The organism is Aestuariivirga sp. (genome assembly GCF_037139295.1).
Lineage (GTDB): Bacteria > Pseudomonadota > Alphaproteobacteria > Rhizobiales > Aestuariivirgaceae > Aestuariivirga.
The window spans coordinates 112831-135973 of record NZ_JBAXGR010000003.1 but is presented as its reverse complement, the minus strand read 5'-3'; the positions used below and the strand labels follow the sequence as shown (position 1 = coordinate 135973).

Here is a 23143-nt window from a genome sequence, read left to right as displayed (position 1 = left end):
GCAGCGGCAAAACACCAATGCCATCACGAACTTGTCGTGCATCGCAATATGTGCGCTGCACAAGCCACGACCCGTTTCCCCCGTTCATCATGCCCGGGCTTGTCCCGGGCATCCTGTGCGGAGGTCACAAAAAGGATCGCCGGGACGCGCCCGGCGATGATGGGCTGAGAGGTCTGCGACTCCAGTGGCCGGGGCGTATCAGCTGATGCGGTTGCCCGATTTCGCATCAAACAGATGGACGAGCGAAAGATCGGGCGACATGGCAATGGTCTCGCCCGGCTTCACGTTCACGCGCTCGCGGAACACGCCGATGATCTTCTCGCCCGCCAGCTTGGCGATCACCTGCGTTTCGGAGCCGGTGGGCTCGATCACCGTCACCTGCGGCTTCAGCTCGCCGCCCAGCGTCAGGTGCTCGGGGCGAATGCCGTAGATGGCCGCAAGCCCGTCTGAGCCCGCAGGTGCTGTGGCCAGCGGCAGGCGCGTGCCGTCGGCTGTCTCGAAGTGCGGGTGGGCGCCCGCCCGGATGGTGCCTTTGAACATGTTCATGGCAGGCGAGCCGATGAAACCCGCGACGAACAGGTTGTTGGGCCGGTCATAAAGCTCCAGCGGCGTGCCGATCTGCTCCACGATGCCGTCATGCAGCACCACGATGCGGTCGGCCATGGTCATGGCCTCCACCTGGTCGTGGGTGACGTAGACGGTCGTCGTCTTCAGACGCTGGTGCAGCTCCTTGATTTCAGCGCGCATCTGCACCCGCAGCTTGGCATCGAGGTTGGACAAGGGCTCGTCGAACAGGAACACCTGGGGTGCCCGCACGATGGCGCGGCCCATGGCCACGCGCTGGCGCTGCCCGCCCGACAGCTGGCGCGGATAGCGGCCGAGATAGGGCATGAGGTCGAGGATCTCGGCGGCGCGCTTCACCCGCTGGTCGATCTCCGCCTTGGGCGTCTTCCGCAGCTTCAGCGCGAAGCCCATGTTCTCGGCCACCGTCTTGTGCGGGTAGAGCGCATAGTTCTGGAACACCATGGCGATGTCGCGGTCCTTCGGCGGCAGGCCGTTCACCACCTTGTCGCCGATCTTGACGTCGCCGCCGGTGATTTCCTCCAGCCCCGCGATCATGCGCAGCAGGGTTGACTTGCCGCAGCCCGAGGGGCCGACGAGGGCCACGAATTCGCCATTGGAAATGGCGATCGACACGCCGTGGATGACCGCCTGGTCGCCATAGCTTTTGCGCAAGTCAACGATTTCGACCGAAGCCAAGTCACATCCCCCTCGAGAGTGCGGGGTCTTGCGCCCCGCTGATCAAGGGCGGAGACTAGAGCATGATCCGCAAAAGTGGAACCCACTTTTGCGACAAGATCATGCTCCAGCTTTAACCTGGCGCATGTTCTGATCGATCAGGTGATTTCACCTGATCGGAACATGCGCTAGGCAGCTTTCGAAGCTCGTCGAGTGCTTACTAGGGACAGCCGCCCATGCGTTATGAAATGATGCTCCCCCACCAGATCCGCGCAGCGATCGCGGCCAATACGCCCGTTATTCTGCCCCTGGGCGTGCTGGAATACCACGGCGAGCACATGGCCGTGGGCATGGATACGCTGGCCGTCACCTGTGCCCTCGACATCCTCGAGAAGGAGGCGGACATCGTCATCCTCCCGCCCTTCTATTATGGCGCGGCGAGCTATGCGGTCGAACCGCCGGAGGGCACGGGCTCGGTGCAGGTCGATTCGACCGTACTCCACCCCTTCGCGCGCGAACTCTTCAATGGGTTGCTGCGGGTGGGCTTCCGCAACATCCACGCCTTCATCCATCACCAGACGGAAAACTTCGCCACTGGCATGCCGACGGATCTTGCCTTCAAGTTCGGCGCCCGCCAGGCGATCTTTGCGATGCTGGAGAAGACGCGCGGCGAAGGCTGGTGGGGCAACCGCGACATGGCGGACTACTACGCCAGGCAGGCGGGCGGCGAGGACCCCTTCAACTGGATCAAGATCCACCCGCTGATGACGCGCGAGACAATGGGTGAATATCCCTTCGACCACGCGGGCGAGGGCGAGACCTCGCTGATGCTCGCCATGTGCCCCGACGCGGTGGACATGGAACGGATCTCGGATGAGCGCTGGTACACCGAATCCGCCCGCAATGCCTCTGCGGAAACGGGCGCGCGCGGGCGCGACCTGATCCTCGCCCACATGCGCCGCGCGCTGGGCCTGCCGCCCCGCGCCTGAAGCCGTCAGGCGGCAAGGCCCTTCAAGGCCCGCGCGGAAACTTGTCGCCCCGTGGTGTCTTTCGCGATAAGCGGTCGGCATGGCGACCGTTCCTGATTTCGATATCTTCCTCATGGCCCCTCCCGGCCTTGAAACCGCGCTTTACGACGAGGTGCGCTCCCGCCGCTTCAAGGCGGTGAAGCAGGTGGCGGGCGGCGTCATGGTCAAGGGCACATGGCGTGACGTGTGGCGCGCCAATCTGGAGCTCAGGGGCTGCGGCCATGTGCTGGCGCGCATCGGGTCCTTCCGCGTCATGCATCTCGCCCAGCTGGACAAGCTGGCGCGTGAATTCCCGTGGAGCAGCGTGCTGAGGAAGGACGTGCCCGTCCACGTCGAGGCCAGCTGCACCCACTCGCGCATCTATCACTCCGGTGCCGCGGCCCAGCGCATTTCCCGCGCCATTCAGGAAGAGTTCGGCGCTGTCCTCGCCGATGATGCCGAGGTGGTGGTCAAGGCCCGCATCGAGGATGATCTCTGCACGCTCAGCATCGACAGCTCGGGCGAGTCGCTGCACAAGCGCGGCTACAAGCAGGGGATCGGCAAGGCGCCGCTGCGCGAGACGCTGGCATCACTCTTTCTCCGCCAATGCGGTTTTACCGGTGATGAGCCCGTCGTCGACCCGATGTGCGGCTCAGGAACTTTCATCATCGAGGCAGCGGAGATCGCAGCAGGCCTCAAACCGGGCCGTACGCGCCATTTCGCCTTCGAGAAGCTTGCCACCTTCGATCCGGCAGTGTGGGACGCGATGAAGGCCGCCGCGCCGCTGCGCAAGCCTGCCGTCTCCTTCTTCGGCAGCGACCGCGATGCAGGCGCCATCCGCATGGCGAAACAGAATGCCGAGCGCGCCGGCGTTTCCGCCTGCACCTCATTCACCCAGCAGTCGGTCAGTGAACTCGTGCCACCTGAAGGCAAGCCGGGGCTGGTGATCGTCAACCCGCCCTATGGCACGCGCATCGGCGACAAGAAGCCGCTCTTCGCGCTTTATGGCGCATTGGGGCAGGTGCTGAAGGCGCGGTTTTCCGGCTGGCGGGTGGGGATGGTCACCACCGACACGTCACTGGCGCGGGCCACGGAACTGCCGTTCCTCGCGCCCGACCCCCCCGTCCTGCATGGCGGGCTGAAGGTGACGCTCTATCAGACAGCGGCGCTGGCCTGAGCCTCAGGCCCAGGTGGCGGCGAAGGCCCCCACTGCGATCAGGATGATGATGCAGGTGATGACCCAGTGCTTGGCCGTGAACTGATGCATGATCATGGCTGCGGGTCCTACTTCGAAATCTTCGGCGCGAAGGCCTGGACCATCAGCTTGGCCTGCTTCACCTGGTCTTCCGACATGCCCTTGGCGATCTGGTCGCGGTAGTTGGCGGCATTGTCGAAGCCCGGCTCGTTGGCGCACATGTCCAGCCACATGTAGGCGGCGATCGGATCGGGCTTCACGCCACGGCCCTTCCAGTAGGCGAGGCCCACTTCGTACTGGGCCTGCGGTTCGCCCTGGTTTGCCGCCATCAGCAGCCAGTTCATGCCGGCGGCCTGATCCTGCTTGACCACGTCCTGGCCCTTCATCAGCCACCAGCCGAGCTTCAGCTGCGCATCGACATTGCCCTTCTTGGCGGCTTCGCCCCACCAGAAAATGGCCTGCTTGTTGTCGAGTTCCACGCCGTTGCGGTTCTCGCCCTTCTGGCCCCAGCTGCGGGGGCCGTACATCTCGCCGATGAGATAGGCGGCCTCGGCATTGCCATCCTTTGCATAGGGCAGGAGCAGGCTCAGGGCCTTGCCGTAATCTTCACCCTGGAAGGCGGTCATGCCGTCCTTGTAGGCATCCGCCCAGGCAGCGCCGCTGGCGGCGGTCAGGATGGCCAGGGCGAAAGCACCGGCGCGAAGATCGAACTTCATCGAAAACTCCTCTGCAATTCCGCCCCGGGTCTTTGGCCCGGCCGGAGTGTCAACTCAACCCCACCTCTACGGCAGGGGGCTTGGCAGGGCAATAGGTCCAAAATCTTACCCGCTACGGCCCGCCACGCTCCATGGCATGGCGGCACAGAGGGTATCCAGTTGCAGCGCCGTCACACAATCACCGCACCTGCCGCCACTTGAACATATTCCCGTTGCGCAATAAAATTTCGCAACCTTCCGCGGTTGCCAAATCTTTGCCCGACCCATGCCAACAACAGCATCGCTTTTGCAACCCAAACCGCATCCGTTGGCAACATGCAGCAACGCGGTTGCATCATCCGAAATCCGCTCCGCTCTCCCCGGCGCCGCGGCTGTGGACCCCGGTGTCTCCGGCCTCTGGTTCTAGGACCACAGCAGGCGGGGGGGCTAGAAGGCAGCCTACCGCCCCACGGCAAACCGATTTACGCGAGGACAGATACCCATGCGCATGACCACCGAAGAGGCTTTCGTCAAGGTTCTCCAGATGCACGGCATCGAGCATGCCTTTGGCATCATCGGATCGGCCTTCATGCCGATTTCCGACAACTTCCCCAAGGCCGGCATCACCTTCTGGGACTGCGCGCATGAGGGCTCGGGCGGCATGATGGCCGACGGCTTCACCCGTGCGTCCGGCAAGATGTGCATGATGATCGCCCAGAACGGCCCGGGCATCACCAACTTCGTCACCGCCGTCAAGACCGCCTACTGGAACCACACCCCGCTGCTGCTGATCACCCCGCAGGCCGCCAACAAGACCATCGGCCAGGGCGGCTTTCAGGAAGTGGAACAAATGGCCCTGTTCAAGGACATGGTCGCCTACCAGGAAGAGGTGCGCGACGCCTCCCGCGTGGCGGAAGTGCTCAACCGTGTCATCATGAACGCCAAGCGCCTCTCGGCCCCGGCCCAGATCAACATGCCGCGCGACTTCTGGACCCAGGTCATCGACATCGAACTGCCCGCCGTCGTCGGCTTCGAGCGCCCGTCAGGTGGCGATGATGCGATTGCGGCTGCGGCTAAGCTCTTGTCCGAGGCCAGGTTCCCGGTCATCCTCAACGGCGCGGGCGTGGTCCTCGGCGGCGCCATCCCGGCCTCCAAGGCGCTGGCCGAGCGGCTCTCCGCCCCGGTTTGCGTCGGCTATCAGCACAATGACGCCTTCCCGGGCTCGCACGCGCTGTTCGCCGGCCCCCTCGGCTACAACGGCTCCAAGGCGGCCATGGAATTGATCAAGCAAGCGGACGTGGTGCTGGCGCTGGGCACCCGCCTCAACCCCTTCTCGACGCTTCCCGGTTATGGCCTCGACTACTGGCCGAAGGAGGCCAAGGTCATCCAGGTTGACATCAACCCCAACCGCATCGGCCTCACCAAGAAGGTCGCCGTCGGCATCGTCGGTGATGCGAAGAAGGTGGCCGAGGGCATCCTCGCCAAGCTCGCGCCGTCCGCCGGCGACCAGGGCCGCGAGGACCGCAAGAACCTGATTTCCCAGACCAAGTCGCGCTGGGCCCAGCAGCTGTCCTCCATGGACCACGAGGACGATGATCCGGGCACCACCTGGAACGAACGCGCCCGCAAGGACAAGCCCGACTGGATGAGCCCCCGCATGGCATGGCGCGCCATCGAGGCGGCCCTCCCCAAGGAGGCCATCATCTCCTCCGACATCGGCAATAACTGCGCCATTGGCAACGCCTACCCGACCTTCGAGCAGGGCCGTAAGTACCTGGCCCCCGGCCTGTTCGGCCCCTGCGGCTATGGCCTTCCTTCCGTCGTCGGCGCCAAGATCGCCTGCCCCGACGTTCCCGTGGTCGGCTTCTCGGGCGACGGCGCCTTCGGCATCGCGGTGACGGAGCTCACCGCCATCGGCCGCAAGGAATGGCCAGCCATCACCCAGGTGGTGTTCCGCAACTACCAGTGGGGTGCCGAAAAGCGCAACTCGACGCTCTGGTATGACGACAACTTCGTGGGCACCGAACTCGACACGCAGGTGAGCTACGCCGGCATCGCAAAGGCCTGCGGCCTGCAAGGTGTTGTCGCCCGCACCATGGACGAGCTGCGCGATGCGCTTGCCAAGGCGATCGACGACCAGATGAAGCATGGCAAGACCACGCTCATCGAGGCCATGATCAACCAGGAACTGGGCGAGCCGTTCCGCCGCGATGCGATGAAGAAGCCGGTTGCAGTCGCCGGCATCGACGCCAAGGACATGCGACCGCAGACGGTGTAAGTCTCGGACGGAGCCCCGGCCACCGGGGCTCCGTCACGTTTTCGCTGCAATGACTTGGTGTTAGGGCGGGCGTGAACATCAGGGACAAGCATGGCTGAATCGCAGAAGGCATCCGAAATCCGCGAGCGCGCCCGCGCCTGGCGCGACCTCATGATCCAGATGACGGCCACCATCATGATCCCGCTGACCATTGCAGGGATGGGCCTCTACTACACGCGCTGGCAGCAGAACGTGAACGATCTCAAGACGATGATCGATCTCGTCAGCGACGAAAGGCCGGAGCGCCAGAAATATGGCGTCGCCATGTTCGAGTACCTGCTGAAGAACGACAAGGTGCCCGTCGAATTCGTCGCCGCCCAGCTCGACTATGCCAACAACTCATCCGACCCGCAGCTGCTGGGCGCGATGGAACGCGCGCTGACGGCGGCAGCACAGACCAACACCAATGTGCAGGCGGTGTTCAAGGAGGCGGTTGAACGATTGCCGTCGCGCGTCTTCGTCACCGTGCTGAACGAGCAGCAGCGCGCCTGCTTCTCGAAACTGCTGACCGGCCTCAAGGACACTGACGGCGCGGCCATCACCGTGCCCTCCATCGCCATGGCGAAGTGGGACGGAAAGGTGAATGAAATCCGCGCCATGAAGGATGATGACGTGCCGAAGGCCGAAGCCATTGCCAACTGGCTGCGCAGCATCGGCTTCGACATCGAGGTGGTGAACCTCACCAACCGCTGGTCCGGCGCCAAGAAGGTGCGCCCGAACACCTTTGAAATCTGGTTCGGCGACAAGGACTTGCCGCCCATCTGCACCGGCAAGGACGTGACGCTCGCGTCACCGCCGCCGGCCAACTGACCTACAGCCGGTAAGCCTGAATTCCGTTGTCACGGAACAGCTTGCGCTTCTCCTCCGGGGTGCAGCCCGATGTTGCCCAGTCGAGCACGCCGATCCAGTCGGTGTATTTTCCCGCAAGCTCCGCCACCGGCCAGTCGCCGCCATACATGATCCGGTTGAATCCAAAGCTCTCGATGACGTGGTCGATGTAGGGACGTAGCTGTTCTCGCGTCCAGTTGTCGTGGTCGGCTTCGGTGGTGACGCCAGAGAGCTTGCACATCACGTTGGGCAGTTCGGAGAGTTCGCGGATATGGCGCTTCCATGGCTGCATCAGATTGTCCTTGATGCCCGGCTTGCCGATGTGGTCGAGGATGAACGACACCTCGGGGCACTTGCGGATGAACTCGATGACGTTGCCGAACTGATGATGGTAGATGCAGACATCGAAGTTGTAGTTGAATTTCGGTAGCAGTTTTATTGCGGCAATGAAGTCCGGCCGCAGCACGAATTCTGGGTCGGTCTTGTTCTGGATGAGACGCCGGATGCCGCGGACCACAGGGAACCTGGAAAGCTTTTCAAGATCAGCCTCGAGTGCCGTGCCCTGCTCAAGCGGCAGCGAGGCCACACAACCCTTCAGGCGCGAGTCGCTATCGGCCAACTGCTGCACCCATTCGGCCTCGTCCATGTGCTGGGGGTAGTCGACGTCGACCTCGACGAAGACCATGTTCTCGATGACATAGGGCTTGGATGCTGCCTCAAGGTCATGGATGGTCCAGTCGCGCCCCAGCTTCGGAGCGCCTGACGCCCAGCCATATTTGAACTTGCTTGTATCCAGCAGGTGGACGTGGGTGTCGGTGATGGCGAAATCGATCATGGCGCTCCGTCCGGTTTGTTCGGTCAGGCTAGCCCATCATTGGGCGGAGGTGAACTCGTTCATGGCGGTGAGAAACTGTGCCACCTCGGCCATTGAATTATAGTGGCTGAAGGAGACGCGGACGCAGTCCTTGAGGCCGAGGGGTGACAGCACATTGCCGCTGTAATGGTCGGCCTTGCGGGTGTGGGTGCGGATGCCGCGGTCGTTGAGGTAGGTGACAGCTTCCTCGCTGGGCGTGCCGTCGAGCCAGACCGAGACGACGCCTTCGCGCCTTGCATTGTCCGCCCCGCCGATGATGTGGAGGCCGGGAATGTCCTTCAGGCCGCGCAGGTTTCCGGTGCCGTTGACCATTGCGTCTGCCAGCGCGTGCTCGTGATCGTGGATGGCCATGGCCGCGGCTTCGAGGCGGGAGCGGGGGTCATCGGATTTCGTGAAGTGGCCGCCGAGCCAGACGAGATAGTCGACGACATCGGTGAAGGTGGCATAGGCGCCGGTATCACGCGTGCCCATTTCCCAGCTGGTGGCGGGGCCTCCGATGACGGTTTCCTTCGTGCAAGAGGTCAGGCGGTCGGAAGCCCAGCCCACGCCATAGCCGTGGCGCGAGAACACCTTGTAGGGCGATATCGCATAGCCATCGAGGCCGAGCGCTGAAATGTCCACCGCGCCATGGCTGGCATGCTGGATGCCGTCGACGATGATGAAGCAGGAGGGGGCCACCTTGCGGATCGCAGCGGCAATGGCGCCGACGTCCACTGCCATGCCGGTAACCGGCGAAGTGTGAACAATGGTGGCGACGCGCACGTCGGGCGTGATGAAGGGCAGGTAATCCGCGACCGTGACGCAGCCCGTCGCATCATCATGCGGCACGAGAACGTGGGCGCGGCCCGTGACCTCCGCCCAGCGCGCCATGGCGCTGCGCGAAGCGGGGTGTTCGAGCGTGGTGGACAGCAGGATGCCGCCTGGATCCGCACCCATTGCCGCGGTGCGGACGAGGCGGAACAGAACTTCCGTGCCACTCTCGCCGACGAAGACCTGGCCCGAAGGCGCGTTGAAGAACAGCCGCATATTGGCCTTGGCCTTGTCGATTGCTGACATCAGCGCCTTCGACGCCGGATTGTCACGCCCCTGGTTGTCAGGGATGGCGGCATAGAGGCCGGAGGTTTCCACCACCGCCTTCAGTGTCAGCGCGCCACCGGCATTCTCGAAGAACACGCGGGGGCCCGAAAAGGGGCAGCTGTCCACATGCGCGAAGCGGGCGCGGACGGCGTCCAACAGGCCGGGAATGGTGGTGAGCATGGGCGACACTCCGGAATTCAGGTGGTTGCCGGGATGCCTGTGAATGTCGGGAATGGCAAGAGGGCGGTGTTTTTCGTCACAATCGTTGCCCGGCGTGATGTGTGGCTTGTCGGCCCGCTGTGTTCTGGCGGTGCCGTCGACCTGCCACCCTATCTTGTGGAGTCCGGTGACAGGGGACTTGTTGCAAATCACCCGCAGGGGTGTTCTGGTTCACCGACTCCGCCACGAAAGGAAGGAACAGACATGACGATCAAATGCCGCACTGCGGCCAAGACAATTGCAATCGCTTGCCTGTTCGGCTCGCTCGCCTTGGCGCCAATGGCGGATGCCTGCACCCGGATCCTCTGGAACACCAACAAGCTTGCGGTGTTCGTGGGGCGGACCATGGATTTTCCGGTCTCGACCGAGCCACTGATCACCGTGCTGCCGCGCGGCATGGCGCGTGATGGCGGCATGTTTGCCGGCCAGCAGATCGACGCGGTGAACCCGGCGCGCTGGACGTCGAAATACGGCAGCATCATCACCTCCGTCTATGGCGCGGGCACGGCCGACGGGTTCAATGAAAAGGGTGTGGGCATGCACCTTCTGTATTTCATTCCCGCTGATTTCGGCGCGCGTGACGCGACCAAGGGCGGGCTGCAGGCCGCGCTGTGGGGGCAGTTCGTGCTGGACAATGCGGCGAGCGTCGAAGAGGCGCTGACGCTGCTCGATGGCGTGCAGCCACTGATGGTCGACCATGACGGCATCAAGGCGACCGTCCACCTTGCGATCGAGGATGCGACGGGCGACAGCGCCATCATCGAATATATCCCGGGCGGCAAGAAGACGGTCTATCACAACCGCGACTACCGCATCATGACGAATGATCCGTCCTACGACCAGCAACTGGCCAACCGCGCCAGCTACAATTTCGACAATGCCACAAGGCAGACCCCCATTCCCGGCAACACCGACGCCAAGGACCGCTTCATCCGGGCGGACTATTACCGCCAGTGGTTACCGGAGCCGAAGGATACGCGTTAAGCCATCGCCGCCACCCTTGCCATTGCGCGCAACGTCTCCGTGCCCTTCGGCGCGCCCAATCGGGCACCGGGCAGCCTCTACAACACCGAATACCGCACGGCCATGGACCTGACCAACCGCACCTATTTCTTCGAGTTCACCACGGCGCCAAACGTCATCTGGACGGGGCTCGAAAAGTTTGACCTGAAGGAGGGGAGTCCCGTCATGGTGCTCGACCCGAACAACATCGCGCTTTCCGGCGATGTCACGAGCAAGTTCAAGCCCGGCAAGGTGATCTATTAGACGTCTGCTTTGCTGAAGTTCCCGGAAGAGTGAGAGGGGAAGCCGCAAGCGGCTTCCCCATCTTTATTAGTCCGACATCGTCATGCCCGGGTGGAAGGGCAGTTCCCGGACGCGGGTGCTCTTCAGGCGGGCATAGGCATTGGCGATGGCTGGTGCGACGCAGGGAACGCCCGCCTCGCCGACGCCGCCGGGCATGGCGGTGTCTGGCGTGCCCTCCAGGATGTCGACCGTCACCTTCGGCATGTCGCTCGGGGTCAGTACGCGATAGTTCGAGAAGTTGGTGACGCTCGGCACACCGTTGGCGAAGGTGACGCGGCTGTAGAGTGCGGAGTAGATGCCGTGCACGAGGCCGCCCTGCATCTGTGCCTCGACGGCGTTGGGGTTGATCACCACGCCGCAGTCGATGACGTAATGCGCCTTGGTGACCTTGATGCGCGCCGACGAGTCCAGCGTGATCTCGAGTGCAACCGCTACATAGCTGTTGAAGCCCTTGAGGAAGGCCACGCCGCGCTGGCCGGCCTTCATGCCGGTGTAGTTGGGCGAGGACTTGAGCTTCTGCAGAACTGCGGTGGCGCGCACATCACCCGAGAGCATGCGCAGGCGATAGTCGATCGGGTCCTGCTTCAGCGCCAGTGCCATCTCGTCGATGGCGCTTTCCATGGCGAAGGTATTGTAGGATTCACCCACCGAACGCCAGTAGCCAAGCGGCACGGCAGTCGGCAGCGGCGTGAACTCGACGCGCCGGTGGGGGATCGAGTAGGGGAGCTTCACCGCGCCGGCGACGGCACCCGTGTCTTCCGGGTTGGAGCCATGCTGGAAATTGATCGACGCCGAGACGTTACGGTAGACCATGGCGTTGATGCCGTTGACGTCGCCGCCCATCTTCACATGCATCGAGGCATAGGGACGGTACTTGTCGTTCTTGAAGTCCTGCGGGCGCGACCATGTGAGCTTCACCGGCTTGTTCACGGCCATCGCCAGCTTGATCGCCTGCAGCACGTAATCCTGCTCGATCTTGCGGCCGAAGCCGCCGCCGCAGAGCATGGAGTTCACCTTGATCTGGGCGTCGGTAAGCTTCTCGAGGCCCGCAACGCTGCGCACCGTGGAGGGAATGAAGCTCTGGCCCTGGGTGGGCACCCACAGCTCGACGAAGGTGACGACGCCGTCGGCCTTGGTGATCGACACAGTGGCGTTCAGCACCTCCATGCAGGCATGCGCCAGGAACGGCGTCTTGTAGGTCACGTCGATCTGGCCCAGCTTATCGTCGGGCGTCCCGGCCGTGTCATAAGGCTTCAGGTTGGGAGGCGATGCCGTGTCCTGCAGGGCCTGTGCCGCGGTGGCAAGTGCGGTGGAATCGAGAAGCGTCAGGTTCGTCGGCTTGTTCCATACGACCTTGGACTGCAGCGAACTGGCAATGCGCATGGCCGACCAGGTGTTCTTGGCGACGACGCCCACGGCATCGCCGAGGTTGACCACCGCGATTGCGCCGGAGGCTCTGGTGGGGCAGGTCTTTACCGTGCCGGTGATGGTAGGGCAGTGGACGACGCTGGCGAACACCATGCCCGGTAGCATCACGTCAGCGCCGAAGATCGCCGAGCCATCGACCTTGCTCGCAAGGTCGATGCGGCGCACCGGCTGGCCGACGATGCGCTTGGTGCCGGCAAAGGACACCGTGGCGGGGTCCGAGGTGTTGGCAATCTGGCCCAGCACCGAAGCGAAGGTCTGTTCGCCATAGGTTGCGTGCTTCACCTTGCCGCCAACGACCATCGACCACTGGTCGATCGTGCCGCCGAAGGTCAGCGCGGCGGCGGCGCGCAGGCGGTAGGCCGCCTTGGCCGAGGCGGTGCGCAGCGGCGTGTACCACATCATGGTCGAGGTGCTGCCGCCAGTGAGCTGCACGCCCCAGCCAGGAAGGCCGTAGAGCTGGGGATTGACGGGCGCATGTTCGAAGCGCACCTGCGCCCAGTCCAGCATCAGCTCTTCGGCCATGATCTGCGCGAGGCCGCTGGCGATGCCCTGGCCCATCTCGGTCTGGCCGGTGATGAGCGTGACGCTGTTGTCGTCACCGATGCGGATATAGGCGCCGACACCTGTCGCTGCCGCTGCGGCGGGTCGCGATGCGACGGTGAGGGTGACCGGCATCAGGAAGGCTGCCGCCGCTCCCGCGAGGAAGCTGCGACGATCCATGACCAGTGTATCTTTCTTGGCTGTGTTGGCGCGCATGATGTGATGTCCTGCTGTTATCGGCTTGGGGGCGAGTGCGTGACTGGAAGCAGTGCTCAGGCGATGGTGGGCAGCGCGAGGATCGCTTCCTTCACGCGCTGGAAGGTGCCGCACTGGCAGATGTTGTTCAGACCCGTGGCGGTGGAGGACACCGATTCGCCGGCCTTGAGGCGCCCATAGGCAGCCATCATCATGCCCGACTGGCAGTAGCCACACTGCGGCACCTGGTACTGCAGCCAGGCCTTCTGGAGCCTGGCGCCGAGCGGATCGTTCTTCAGGCCCTCGATCGTCATGATCGTGGCGCCGGCGACTTCGCCGATCTTCTTGTCGCAGGACTTCTCGGGCTGGCCGTTGACCACCACCGTGCAGGCCCCGCAGATCTCGACGCCGCAGCCGTATTTCGTGCCGGTGAGGCCAAGGTCGTCACGCAGCACCCAGAGGAGCGGTGTTTCGATGCTGTCGACCGTGACGGTTTTCTTGACGCCGTTCAGGGTGAATGAAATCTGAGCCATTGGTATTGTCTTTTCCTTCCCACTTGCTTCACGAAGCCCCTGCGGAGGCTGTTTGCCGCGTCGACACCCCGGAATTTTTGGGATCGTCCGGAATAATCTGCGCCGCGCGGCGTTGCTTAGTAGATAACTGAAATGAGTCATATTTGCGCAACGCGCTATTGTCCACGGCAATAAATCTATGAAAACGCTGATTTTAAAGGAAAAATTGCTAGTATAGTTACCAGTACTGGCATTACTACTATAGTGATGATAGTATTACTTATGTGAGTTTTGTTACGAGTTTATGCGCAGTTTTCTGTAGTTGCTGACCGCGCTGTTAACCATGCAGCCGTGTTGGCCGCGGCAATCCTGAACACGGAACACCTCCACGCACCGGCGGGCACGTGCTGTTTGCAGTCTGATTCACAAGGGGAGGGAATGCCTGGATCGCATCCGGCCTGATGTGGCTGCAGCGCGCACAGGGCGCCGCCATCGCACATCTGGTCTGAGGCTTTGTGCACGCTGTGGCGCCAAGCCCATGACGACGAAGAGGATGTTCATCTCCGGTCCGCCGAAGCCCGGGGCGGCGACGATTGGGCAGGGCAGTTCATGGCGGCTGTGCAGCGTGCCGTCGGGCAGGAAACGCAGGACGCAGGACCCGCCATAGAGCGCGCACCACAGCCCGCCTTCTGCGTCAACGGTGAGGCCATCGGGCAGGCCATCGCCGGGCCCGAAGCTGGCGAAGACGCGGCGGTTGGCGAGCTTTCGAGACTGCGGCGAGACATCATAGGCGAGGATGCGACGGCCGACGGAGTCGCTGAAATACATCGTGCGGCCATCGGGCGAGAAGGCGGGGCCGTTGCAGGAGGGGAAGCCTGAATCGCCGATGGTTGCTTTGCCATCCGGCGTCACGCAGTAGATGATGCCGCGCGGGTCCTGCTCGGTGAGTTCATAGGTGCCGACCCAGAGGCGGCCGAAGCGATCCAGCTTTCCGTCATTGTAAACCATGCCCTCACGCCCGCCGTCCGGGTTGGCGAAGGACGTCGTGCTGCCGGTTCTTGGATCGAAGAGCACGAGGCCGGAGTCGACGGCAAGCAGCAAGCGGCCTCCGCTGGCGAAGACGAAGGAACCGAGCACTGTCTCGTTCGGGATCGTCCAGCTCTCGACCTTGTCCTGCCCCCAGCGCTTGCGGTGGATGGTGGGGCCATACCAGTCGGTCCAGTAAAGCGCTTCCTCCTCAGGATGCCACATGGGGCTTTCGGCGAGGCGGTCGCGGATGGGGGAGACGTTGGTCCAGTCCAAAGGTCTTTTCCTTATACCGCGATGCGCTTCTTGGTGGCGTTGCGGGTGATGTCTTCGAGCGTGCGTACCTCGTCCATGTGGCCGCCGAGTGCTGCGTAGTCGGCCTTCGTCATGGTGAACTCGATGGGCGCGACGAGGGCGGGGGTGGGTACGGATCCGAAGGCATTCTCGGGCAGTGCCGTTACGTCCACCATGTAGGTGATGCCGCCGCCGGGCCAGACATAGCAGGGGGCACCACCCGCCGTGACGCGGGTGAGCGCCTGCTTCACCGACTGCGTGAGGCGCACCGGGTTTTCGGTGACGCCCGCGCGCAGCGAGCCGCCGGCACCTGCCATGAACAGCACGGAGGAAAGGGCGGGGTCGCAATTCTCCTGAATGCGGTCGACGGAGAGCTTCAGCGCAGGCGGCAATTCCTTCTCGACGGGTGCGAGCGCCTCATCGAGTTCGAAATAGGCGTAATGCTCGCCGGTGGTGGAGACCATCAGCAGGCGCAGGCCAGCCCAGGCCTCCTTCGGGTCGAAGGGCTTGAGGATGGCGAGCGGGTCGGCGAGGTCCGTGCCGCCCCAGCCGGTGCCGGGCTGCGCCACCTTGAAATAGCGGCCCGGCGTGGAACGATGGCCCTTCATCTTGATGCCGGTGTCCGGCACGCCGAGGAACTTGCCGGCCTGGTGCTCCGAGAGGACGCCGGTGATGTGGTCATCGACCACCACCACCTCGTCGACGAGACCCATCCATTGCTTTGCGAACATGCCGATGGTGGCGGAGCCGCAGCCCACCCGCATGCGCTCTTCCTTCACGCCATTGATGATCGGCGCCTTGCCGGCCTCGATGATGAGCGTGGCGCCGCTATCGACGCTGACCTCGACGGGCTTGCAGTTGGCCAGTGCTAGCATGGCCTCGCAAGTGACGCGGCCTTCCTTCTTGGAACCGCCGGTGAGGTGACGCACGCCGCCGAGCGACAGCATCTGCGAGCCATATTCAGCAGTGGTGACATGACCGATCTGTTCGCCGTCGACGCGCACGGCGGCGGTCTCAGGCCCCAGATGACGGTCTGTGTCGATCTTCACCTTGAGGCCGCAGTAGCTGAAGATGCCCTCGGTCACGACGGTGACCATGTCCACCCCGTCAACCTCGGAAGACACGATGAACGGCGCGGGCTTGTAGTCAGGGTAAGTGGTGCCCGCGCCGATGGCGGTGACGAATGTCGAGGGCTCGCGCACCACGCGACCGTCCCAGTCACGCGACGAGGGGAGAAAGGGCACGAGGCTGCCGCCGCCTTCGAGGGTGCGCTCCAGCAGCACGTGGGGGTCGGTGCGGGTCAGCACGCCGCCCCGGTTGGCATATCGGTCGCAGGCGCCCAGCATGCCTTCACGGATGTAGCAGAGCACCGGGCACGCATCGCAGCGGATCTTGTCGGTCGGGTTGTCCATGGCTTCCTTCGCAGCTGCGAAATGGCTGTTGACAGGTGCCGGATGATCCCATATTTTTTGTATGTATACAAACGAATTTCCAGCCCGGCAGGAGCGGCCCATGAGTGCGTTGTTCGAGGAAGAAGTGCTGAGCGTCCACCATTGGACGGACCGGCTGTTCAGCTTCAAGACCACGCGCTCGCCGGCGTTCCGCTATGAGAACGGCCAGTTCACGATGATCGGGCTCGAGGTGAACGGCAAGCCGCTGTTGCGCGCCTATTCGCTGGTGAGCCCCAACTATGCCGACGAGCTGGAGTTCCTGTCGATCAAGGTGGCGGACGGGCCGCTGACCTCCAAGCTCCAGCACATCCAGGTGGGCGACAAGATCCTTGTTGGCAAGAAGCCCACCGGCACGCTGCTGCTCGACAACCTGACGCCCGGTCGCAACCTCTATCTGCTCGGCACCGGCACGGGGCTTGCCCCCTTCATGAGCCTGGTCAAGGACCCCGCCGTCTACGAGTGCTTCGAGAAGGTGATCCTCGTCCACGGCTGCCGCACCGCCGCCGAACTCGCCTACGCCGAGGAGATCGAGAACCAGCTGCCGAATGATCAGCTTCTTGGAGAGGACATCCGCGCCAAGCTGCTCTACTACCCCACCGTGACGCGCGAGGAGTTCCGCAACCGTGGCCGCATCACGCTGCTGATGGGCAATGGCAAGATGGCCTCGGACCTTGGCTTGTCGCCGGTCGATGCCGCGCATGACCGCGTGATGATCTGCGGAAGCCCTGCCTTCCTCGCCGATATCGTCGGCCTGCTGAAGGGCATGTCCTTCAGCGAAGGCTCGAGCAATGAGCCGGGCAGCTACGTCATCGAAAAAGCCTTCGTGGAGAAATAGGCCATGGCCGGGGCAGAAGCGAAGGCGACTGCCCTCGGCGGTTACCGCCTCGAAGACCAGGTGGGCTTTTACCTGCGCCGCGCGGGCCAGCGCCACGCCGCGATCTTCGCCGAACACATGACGGACGAGCTGACGGCGACGCAATGGGCAGCACTGGTGAAGCTCGCCGAATTCGAGTCACTGTCCCAGAACCTGCTTGGCCGCGAGACGGCGATGGATGCCGCCACCATCAAGGGCGTGGTCGACCGGCTGCTGAAGCGTGGGCTGGTGGCGACCGCACCGGACCCTGACGATGCCCGGCGCATGCGCGTGTCGATCACGCCCGATGGCTGCGCTGCCGTGGCGCGCGGCATTTCCGCGGCGACGGCAATCACCGCGGAAACATTGAAGCCGCTGGATGCGGCCCAACGCCGCCAGCTGGTGGAGCTGCTGCGCCGCATCGGCTAAACGGATGCGGCGCAACGTTGCTGTAGCTTAGCGCCCGCGCAGGGCCGCCTGCACGCTGGCCAGCAGATCATCGGCAGAGCTGGTCTTCTGGGCGCCGCCGGCGCCGCCGAGGACCTGGCCCAGAATGTCGCCGAGGCCGCCGCCGCCCTGGGACTGGCCGCCCGACAGCATGCCGCCCAGCACATCGGCCAGACCGCCGCCCTGCCCACCCTGCCGCGAAGCCGGGGCAGATGCGCCGCCAAGCACCTGGCCCAGGATGTCGCCCAGCCCGCCGCCTTGCCCGCCTTGCGGGGCAGGGGTCGCGTGCGGCAGGGAACCGCCGCCGAGGACCTGGCCCAGAATGTCACCAAGGCCGCCACCCTGGCCGCCCTGCGGGGCAGGAGCCCCACGCGGTGCTGAACCGCCGCCGAGGACCTGGCCGAGAATGTCGCCCAGCCCGCCGCCGCCCGAACCCGTCGAGGCCGATGCACCGCGGCCGCTCATCATCTGGCTGAAGATATAGGCCGCGATCACCGGCAGCAGCTGCTTGAGAATGGCCGAGCTGATGCCGGAATTGGCGGAAAGCTGCTGGGCGACGCCGCGGCTGACGTCCTTCGAGCCGAAGATCTGGCCCAGAACCACGTTGCCAGCATCCGTGGGCGAGGCGATCTGGCCGCGCTGCTCGTCCTGCTGAAGGGTCTCGAAGATCGAGCCCAGCCCGTCGCCTGAGCTGGCGCTGCGCTTGAAACCCGCCGCGATGACGGGCGCGAGGGCGGCAACCGCCGCCTCGGTCTGCGCCGGGTCCAGACCGTACTGACGGCCGATTGCTGAAAGATCCATGTGTCCTTGCCTCCTGTTTGGCGTTGAGCGGCTCCTCAACTTGCCGCGGACTTATACGCAACCTCAGCGTTTCACACTGTAGGGTCACAATCAATTGCGGGTGCGGCTGCGGTTGTTCCGGAGCCGGATCCCCCAGAGGCGTGGGGGTGGAGTCTAACTCCCCTATCCGCAGTCATTTCTTTTGATATGATCCTCCCCGGCGTCAGACCGGGCCCCGGCATCCGGGGCAAACATAAATGGAGGAAATCATGTCGACCACGAAGCTGATCGTGCCTGAAAAGAAGCGCATCACGCGCCGCTCCGCCCTGAAACTGGCGGGTGCGGGGGCAGCATCCATGTTCGCCGGACCGGGCTTCGTGCGCTATGCGCAGGCGCAGTCCTCCGAGCCGATCCGCATTGGCTTCCAGGTTCACAAGACCGGCATCGGTGCCGCCTATGGCAAGTGGTACGGGCAGACGACGGACGCTGCGGTGAAGCTGATCAACGAAGCCGGCGGCATCACCGGCCGCCCGGTCGAGATCATCGCCGAGGACGACGCGACCGATCCCGGCCGCGGCGCCGAGGTGGTCGAGAAATTCGCCACCCAGCACAAGTGCGACGTGGCCTTCGGCACGCTGTTCAGCCATGTCGTCATGGGCTCGGCCCCGCGCGCGGGCGAATTGAAGCTGCCCTATTACGTGGTCTCCGAGGGCCATCACGTGGCCTCCGGCAAGCTCAACCGCTACACCTTCCAGCCGGGCATCACGGACGTGCGCAGCCAGGTGATCTCCATGGCGCCGTGGATTGCCAAGAACCTCGGCAAGAAGGTCACCATGATCTTCCCGGACTTCGCCTTCGGCTATGACCACCGCGACTATTTCTCCGCCGCGATCAAGGCGCAGGGCGGCGACGTCAATGCGCTGATCCCCATTCCGCCGACGGAAACCACCTTCTCGCGCTACTTCGCGCAGATTCCGGCTGACACCGAAGTGATCTACCACGTGATGGTGGGCCCCGCCGTGCTGACCTTCGTGAAGGAACTCGGCGAATTCTACGGCGGTAGCCACCCGCCGCTGTTCGGCTTCATCGACAGCCTGGAATCCGTGAGCCTCAAGAGCCCAGGCCTCGAGTTCCTCGAGGGTTCCTATTTCTGGGAGGCCTATCCGCGCTATGCCGGCGCCAAGCCCACGGAGTTCGACACCTTCTATCGCGGCAAGGTGGGCGTGGACCAGTATGGCGCCAGCGTCTCCGACGCCAACGACGTCTCGACCTACTCGCACATGTTTGGCTGCTGGGAGACGCTCTACATCATCAAGCAGGCGATGGAGGCGGCGGGCTACAAGGGGCCGGATGATCGCGCCAAGCTGATCGAGGCCACGGAAGCCATCACCACGATCCCCGAGGGCAACGAGCACCCGCAGGGCGACAAGATCTTCAACGGCAAGATCCACCAGGTCTTCGGCCACCAGAACATCACCCAGGTGAAGGGCGGTGTGGGCGAACTGGTCTATCGCACAACGATCGAGGAAGGCATGTACGAGCCCGAGGCCGACTACACCAAGATGGCGCTCTAGGCCCTCTCCACACGCTCATCATGGCCGGGCTTCGTCCCGGCCATCCTTTTCCCTCGTGCACGGCGTCACTCTTGGCCTTCTTCCCGCACCTCCTGCTCGCTCTTCTTGAAGGCACGGTGGCCGCTGCCGTGCTGGCGTTGTCCGCACTCGGGCTGTCGCTGGTCTTCGGCGTCATGCGCGTCGTCAACGTGGCGCATGGCGAGTTCTTCATGTTGGGCGCCATGCTGGCGTGGTGGGTGGCAAAGATGGTGCCGGGCGGGCCTGCCATGGGCTTCGTCGCGGCGCTGATCGTGGCCCCCTTGCTGGTGGGGGCACTGGCCTTCGTCACCGAGCGGTTGCTGCTGCGGCGGATCAAGTATGATCCGGAAGCGACGATCGTCGCCACCATTGGCCTCATGTTCGTGATCCAGCAATTGGCACTCAGCGTGTTCGGCGCCGATGCCAAGGCGGTGTCCGCACCCTTCACTTACCGCATCGCGCTGCCGTGGTTCGGCTTCTCGGGCTACAAGCTGTTCGTGGTGGTGGCCTCCATCTTCATTTTGCTCGCCGTGTGGTGGGTGCTGGCGAAGACGAAGTGGGGCCTCGTCATGCGCGTCACCCAGTTCGACCGCGAGACGGCGACGGCCTTCGGCATTCCCGTCAACCAGGTTTATTCCGCCGTGTTCGTGGCGGGCGCGGCACTCGTCGCCGTCGCAGCGGTGCTGATCGTGCCGATCCAGCAAGCACATTACCTGATGGGGCTCGATCCCCTTCTGATGAGCTTCATCGTGGTCATCATCGGGGGCCTGGGTTCGATCAAGGGCAGCGTCATCGCCGCTGTCATCATCGGGCTGGCGGATGGCGTGATCTCGATGTTCTTCTCGCCCACCCTGGCCTCGATCATTGCAACGCTGGCCGTGGCGCTGGTGCTGGTGTTCCGGCCGCAAGGCCTGTTCGGGGTTGAGCCAAGATGACGGCGCGCATCGTTCTGCTGCACGGCGCGATGATCCTCGCGCTGTTCGTCGCGCAGTTCGTCGTGAGCGACTATGCCGTGCTGACCATCACCCGCATCATGGTGCTGGCGATCTATGCAACGGGCTACAACATCCTGTTTGGCTATGCGGGGTTGTTGAGCCTTGGACATGCGATGTTCTTCGCGACCGGGCTCTACGCGGCGGCGCTGGGCGTCACCAGGCTGGGGCTTGCGGCACCCGAGGCCCTCCTGTTTGCGCTGGTTTGCGGCATCGTCGTGTCCTTCATCATCGGTCTCATCGCACTCAGGGCCACCGGCGTGGCCTTCATGATCGTGACGCTGATGTTTTCGCAAGCGGCCTTCCTCACCATACTCTACTTCGGCGACATCACTCGCGGCGACGAGGGCATCGTCATCAAGGATGACCAGCGCGTGTTCTCGCTGTTGGGCACGCCCATGAACCTCGCCGACCCGGTGTTGCGCTACAATATCGCGCTGGCCTTCCTCGCGGTGGCGATCGTGCTGTGCCTGATCGTTGTGCGCTCCAAGATCGGACATGTGCTGGTGGCAATCCGCGAGAACGAGAACCGCACGGCCATGCTCGGCTATGACGTGAAGCGCTACAAGCTCATCGCCTTCGTGCTGTCGGGCAGCTTCGCAGCCTTCGCGGGCGCTGCCTATGCGCTGCTCTTTGCTTATGCTGGCTCAACGCTGGCCTCGATCCAGTATTCCATCAACCCGCTGTTGTGGACGCTGCTGGGAGGCGCTGCCACGGTGCTGGGGCCGGTGCTGGGCACGGCAATGATGTTCCTGCTGGTCGACTTCGCGTCCAGCTTCACATCCGCGAGCCTGCTGTTCGTCGGCGTGGTGCTGATCCTTCTGGTGCTGTTTTTCCCCAAGGGGATACTGGGCACCATCCGGCAGCGCTGGTGGCGGTGGCTGCCATGACGGTGCTGCTTGAAACGCGTGGACTGTCGAAGAGCTTCGGCGGTCTGAAGGCCGTCTCCGACGTGGATTTTCGCATCGAGAAGGGCGAAGTGCGCGCGGTGATCGGGCCCAATGGCGCGGGAAAGACCACCTTCGTGAGCCTGATCTCGGGTCGCGTCGCACCGAGCGCGGGAACGATCCTGTTCGAGGGTGCCGACGTGACGGATCTTCCCGCTTTTCGGCGTGTGCAGATGGGCATCGCCTACACGTTCCAGATCACCTCGATCTACGCCAACCTCTCGGTGGCCGAGAACGTGGCGCTCGCAGCACACCAGCCCGGCGGCAAGGCGAGTCTCGAACCGCTGGAGCGCGTTGGCCTCGCCGACCGCGCCCCGCAGATCGCAGGGACATTGGCCTATGGCCACCAGCGACTGCTCGAGGTGGCCATGGGGCTGGCGTTGAAGCCGAAACTCCTGATCCTCGACGAGCCGACGCAGGGCTTGTCCGATGCCGAGATCGACAACTTCATCACGCTGGTGCGTGACGTCGCGAAGGATGCCACCGTGCTGCTGATCGAGCACAACATGCCGCTGGTGATGGAGCTTGCCCACCGCATCACCGTGCTGGACCGGGGCATGATCCTTGCCGAGGGAACGGCCGAGGATATCCGTGCCAACGCCGCCGTGCAGGCCGCCTATCTGGGGACGGGCTGATGTTCGAGATGCGCGGGGTCGATTGCTTCTATGGAGCTGCGCAGGTGCTGCGCTCCTTCTCGCTCAAGGCCGAGAAGGGTGAGATCCTGTGCCTGCTGGGGCGCAATGGCGCGGGCAAGACCACCGCACTGAAGGCCATCATGGGCCTCGTTCCGCCGCGTGAGGGGACGATCACGCTTGACGGCACGGAGCTGTCGAAACTGCCCGCCCATGAAGTGCCGCGCCATGGCGTCGGCTATGTGCCCCAGGGGCGGCGGCTGTTCTCGGACCTCACCGTGATGGAGAACCTCAAGGTTGGTCTGATGACGCGCGATTCCGGACCGGAGGTTCTGGAGCACGTTCTCTCGCTCTTTCCGCTTCTGAAGGACCGCCTCACCCAGCGCGCCGGAACCATGAGCGGCGGCGAGCAGCAGATGCTGGCCATGGCGCGCGCGCTGTGCATCAGCCCAAAACTGCTGCTGCTGGACGAGCCCACCGAAGGGCTGATGCCGGCGATGATCGCGCGCATCCGCCAGTCGGTGCTGGACCTGAAGGAACATGGCGTGACGACGCTGCTGGTCGAGCAGCGCGTCGATGCGGTGCTGCCGGTGGCTGACCGCGTGGCCTTCGTCGAGAATGGCCGTGTCACCGGGCTCGAGAGTGCGGCCGACCTCGCCAAGGACCGCGCCCTGATCGACCGTTACGTGGGGATCTGA

General features: G+C 63.9%; 20 protein-coding genes and 1 pseudogene. 12 read left to right on the top strand and 9 right to left on the bottom strand.

Going from position 1 to position 23143, the window contains the following annotated elements:
* Positions 1-198: 198 nt before the first annotated feature.
* Positions 199-1260: a sn-glycerol-3-phosphate ABC transporter ATP-binding protein UgpC gene (gene ugpC / locus WCJ41_RS02130; protein WP_336904172.1), complete on the bottom strand. Its 1062-nt coding sequence runs from the start codon at positions 1258-1260 to the stop codon at positions 199-201.
* Positions 1261-1475: 215 nt separating this feature from the next.
* Here ugpC and WCJ41_RS02125 point away from each other — a divergent pair, with 215 nt between their 5' ends.
* Together WCJ41_RS02125 and WCJ41_RS02120 are read left to right on the top strand one after the other, a co-directional pair.
* Entirely contained in the window at positions 1476-2228 is a 753-nt protein-coding gene (locus WCJ41_RS02125) for a creatininase family protein (RefSeq protein ID WP_336904171.1), read from the top strand.
* Positions 2229-2307: 79 nt separating this feature from the next.
* Complete coding sequence (locus tag WCJ41_RS02120) at positions 2308-3423, top strand: class I SAM-dependent RNA methyltransferase (protein WP_336904170.1); 1116 nt, start codon at positions 2308-2310, stop codon at positions 3421-3423.
* A gap of 107 nt (positions 3424-3530) precedes the next feature.
* Here the strand turns inward: WCJ41_RS02120 and WCJ41_RS02115 are convergent, their stop codons facing one another.
* A complete protein-coding gene (locus tag WCJ41_RS02115) occupies positions 3531-4157 on the bottom strand; it encodes a tetratricopeptide repeat protein (protein WP_336904169.1) in 627 nt (208 codons plus the stop codon).
* A 481-nt stretch (positions 4158-4638) separates the two neighbouring features.
* On the opposite strand from WCJ41_RS02115, the gene xsc reads away from it, so the two are divergent.
* Positions 4639-6414, top strand: a complete 1776-nt coding sequence (gene xsc, locus WCJ41_RS02110; RefSeq protein WP_336904168.1) for a sulfoacetaldehyde acetyltransferase — start codon at positions 4639-4641, stop codon at positions 6412-6414.
* Positions 6415-6504: 90 nt separating this feature from the next.
* Entirely contained in the window at positions 6505-7263 is a 759-nt protein-coding gene (locus tag WCJ41_RS02105) for a hypothetical protein (RefSeq protein WP_336904167.1), read from the top strand.
* Position 7264: 1 nt separating this feature from the next.
* Here the strand turns inward: WCJ41_RS02105 and WCJ41_RS02100 are convergent, their stop codons facing one another.
* On the bottom strand, positions 7265-8116 hold the full coding sequence (locus WCJ41_RS02100; protein ID WP_336904166.1) for an amidohydrolase family protein: 852 nt from the start codon (positions 8114-8116) through the stop codon (positions 7265-7267).
* A gap of 36 nt (positions 8117-8152) precedes the next feature.
* Complete coding sequence (locus WCJ41_RS02095) at positions 8153-9412, bottom strand: aminotransferase class V-fold PLP-dependent enzyme (protein WP_336904165.1); 1260 nt, start codon at positions 9410-9412, stop codon at positions 8153-8155.
* Between WCJ41_RS02095 and WCJ41_RS02090 the strand changes: the two are divergent.
* Positions 9359-10717: pseudogene (locus tag WCJ41_RS02090) on the top strand (linear amide C-N hydrolase). The gene WCJ41_RS02095 and the pseudogene WCJ41_RS02090 sit on opposite strands and share 54 nt — an antisense overlap.
* Positions 10718-10783: 66 nt before the next feature.
* Here the strand turns inward: WCJ41_RS02090 and WCJ41_RS02085 are convergent.
* The 4 genes from WCJ41_RS02085 to WCJ41_RS02070 form a co-directional block, all read right to left on the bottom strand.
* Positions 10784-12940, bottom strand: a complete 2157-nt coding sequence (locus tag WCJ41_RS02085; RefSeq protein WP_336904164.1) for a molybdopterin cofactor-binding domain-containing protein — start codon at positions 12938-12940, stop codon at positions 10784-10786.
* 56 nt (positions 12941-12996) lie between these two features.
* Complete coding sequence (locus WCJ41_RS02080; protein WP_336904163.1) at positions 12997-13452, bottom strand: (2Fe-2S)-binding protein; 456 nt, start codon at positions 13450-13452, stop codon at positions 12997-12999.
* Between the two features lie 402 nt (positions 13453-13854).
* Complete coding sequence (locus WCJ41_RS02075) at positions 13855-14733, bottom strand: SMP-30/gluconolactonase/LRE family protein (protein ID WP_336904162.1); 879 nt, start codon at positions 14731-14733, stop codon at positions 13855-13857.
* A gap of 11 nt (positions 14734-14744) precedes the next feature.
* Positions 14745-16163: a 6-hydroxynicotinate reductase gene (locus WCJ41_RS02070; protein ID WP_336904161.1), complete on the bottom strand. Its 1419-nt coding sequence runs from the start codon at positions 16161-16163 to the stop codon at positions 14745-14747.
* 100 nt (positions 16164-16263) lie between these two features.
* On the opposite strand from WCJ41_RS02070, the gene WCJ41_RS02065 reads away from it, so the two are divergent.
* Both WCJ41_RS02065 and WCJ41_RS02060 read left to right on the top strand, forming a co-directional pair.
* A complete protein-coding gene (locus tag WCJ41_RS02065; RefSeq protein WP_336904160.1) occupies positions 16264-17037 on the top strand; it encodes a ferredoxin--NADP reductase in 774 nt (257 codons plus the stop codon).
* Between the two features lie 3 nt (positions 17038-17040).
* Positions 17041-17484 carry a MarR family transcriptional regulator gene (locus WCJ41_RS02060; protein WP_336904159.1) on the top strand — a complete coding sequence of 148 codons (444 nt, stop codon included), beginning with the start codon at positions 17041-17043 and terminating at the stop codon, positions 17482-17484.
* A gap of 27 nt (positions 17485-17511) precedes the next feature.
* Here the strand turns inward: WCJ41_RS02060 and WCJ41_RS02055 are convergent, their stop codons facing one another.
* Positions 17512-18303 (bottom strand): DUF937 domain-containing protein, encoded by a 792-nt coding sequence (locus WCJ41_RS02055; protein ID WP_336904158.1) that lies wholly within the window; start codon positions 18301-18303, stop codon positions 17512-17514.
* 248 nt (positions 18304-18551) lie between these two features.
* Between WCJ41_RS02055 and WCJ41_RS02050 the strand changes: the two genes are divergently transcribed.
* The 5 genes from WCJ41_RS02050 to WCJ41_RS02030 all read left to right on the top strand — a co-directional run bounded on the left by WCJ41_RS02050 (position 18552) and on the right by WCJ41_RS02030 (position 23143).
* The gene (locus WCJ41_RS02050; RefSeq protein ID WP_336904157.1) at positions 18552-19856 is read left to right on the top strand and encodes an ABC transporter substrate-binding protein; all 1305 of its coding nucleotides are present in this window, start codon (positions 18552-18554) and stop codon (positions 19854-19856) included.
* 71 nt (positions 19857-19927) lie between these two features.
* Complete coding sequence (locus WCJ41_RS02045) at positions 19928-20809, top strand: branched-chain amino acid ABC transporter permease (protein ID WP_336904156.1); 882 nt, start codon at positions 19928-19930, stop codon at positions 20807-20809.
* Positions 20806-21756: a branched-chain amino acid ABC transporter permease gene (locus tag WCJ41_RS02040; protein WP_336904155.1), complete on the top strand. Its 951-nt coding sequence runs from the start codon at positions 20806-20808 to the stop codon at positions 21754-21756. The genes WCJ41_RS02045 and WCJ41_RS02040 overlap by 4 nt, the downstream gene beginning before the upstream one ends.
* Positions 21753-22448 (top strand): ABC transporter ATP-binding protein, encoded by a 696-nt coding sequence (locus WCJ41_RS02035; protein WP_336904154.1) that lies wholly within the window; start codon positions 21753-21755, stop codon positions 22446-22448. Before WCJ41_RS02040 ends, WCJ41_RS02035 begins: the two co-directional genes overlap by 4 nt.
* On the top strand, positions 22448-23143 hold the full coding sequence (locus WCJ41_RS02030) for an ABC transporter ATP-binding protein (RefSeq protein ID WP_336904153.1): 696 nt from the start codon (positions 22448-22450) through the stop codon (positions 23141-23143). Before WCJ41_RS02035 ends, WCJ41_RS02030 begins: the two co-directional genes overlap by 1 nt.

Bases quoted from the DNA above. Each gene is read 5' to 3' on its own strand.
- WCJ41_RS02125 (WP_336904171.1), top strand. From the start codon at position 1,476: ATGCGTTATGAAATGATGCTCCCCCACCAGATCCGCGCAGCGATCGCG.
- WCJ41_RS02120 (WP_336904170.1), top strand. From the start codon at position 2,308: ATGGCGACCGTTCCTGATTTCGATATCTTCCTCATGGCCCCTCCCGGC.
- WCJ41_RS02115 (WP_336904169.1), bottom strand. From the start codon at position 4,157: ATGAAGTTCGATCTTCGCGCCGGTGCTTTCGCCCTGGCCATCCTGACC.
- xsc (WP_336904168.1), top strand. From the start codon at position 4,639: ATGCGCATGACCACCGAAGAGGCTTTCGTCAAGGTTCTCCAGATGCAC.
- WCJ41_RS02105 (WP_336904167.1), top strand. From the start codon at position 6,505: ATGGCTGAATCGCAGAAGGCATCCGAAATCCGCGAGCGCGCCCGCGCC.
- WCJ41_RS02100 (WP_336904166.1), bottom strand. From the start codon at position 8,116: ATGATCGATTTCGCCATCACCGACACCCACGTCCACCTGCTGGATACA.
- WCJ41_RS02095 (WP_336904165.1), bottom strand. From the start codon at position 9,412: ATGCTCACCACCATTCCCGGCCTGTTGGACGCCGTCCGCGCCCGCTTC.
- WCJ41_RS02085 (WP_336904164.1), bottom strand. From the start codon at position 12,940: ATGCGCGCCAACACAGCCAAGAAAGATACACTGGTCATGGATCGTCGC.
- WCJ41_RS02080 (WP_336904163.1), bottom strand. From the start codon at position 13,452: ATGGCTCAGATTTCATTCACCCTGAACGGCGTCAAGAAAACCGTCACG.
- WCJ41_RS02070 (WP_336904161.1), bottom strand. From the start codon at position 16,163: ATGGACAACCCGACCGACAAGATCCGCTGCGATGCGTGCCCGGTGCTC.
- WCJ41_RS02065 (WP_336904160.1), top strand. From the start codon at position 16,264: ATGAGTGCGTTGTTCGAGGAAGAAGTGCTGAGCGTCCACCATTGGACG.
- WCJ41_RS02060 (WP_336904159.1), top strand. From the start codon at position 17,041: ATGGCCGGGGCAGAAGCGAAGGCGACTGCCCTCGGCGGTTACCGCCTC.
- WCJ41_RS02055 (WP_336904158.1), bottom strand. From the start codon at position 18,303: ATGGATCTTTCAGCAATCGGCCGTCAGTACGGTCTGGACCCGGCGCAG.
- WCJ41_RS02050 (WP_336904157.1), top strand. From the start codon at position 18,552: ATGTCGACCACGAAGCTGATCGTGCCTGAAAAGAAGCGCATCACGCGC.
- WCJ41_RS02040 (WP_336904155.1), top strand. From the start codon at position 20,806: ATGACGGCGCGCATCGTTCTGCTGCACGGCGCGATGATCCTCGCGCTG.
- WCJ41_RS02035 (WP_336904154.1), top strand. From the start codon at position 21,753: ATGACGGTGCTGCTTGAAACGCGTGGACTGTCGAAGAGCTTCGGCGGT.
- WCJ41_RS02030 (WP_336904153.1), top strand. From the start codon at position 22,448: ATGTTCGAGATGCGCGGGGTCGATTGCTTCTATGGAGCTGCGCAGGTG.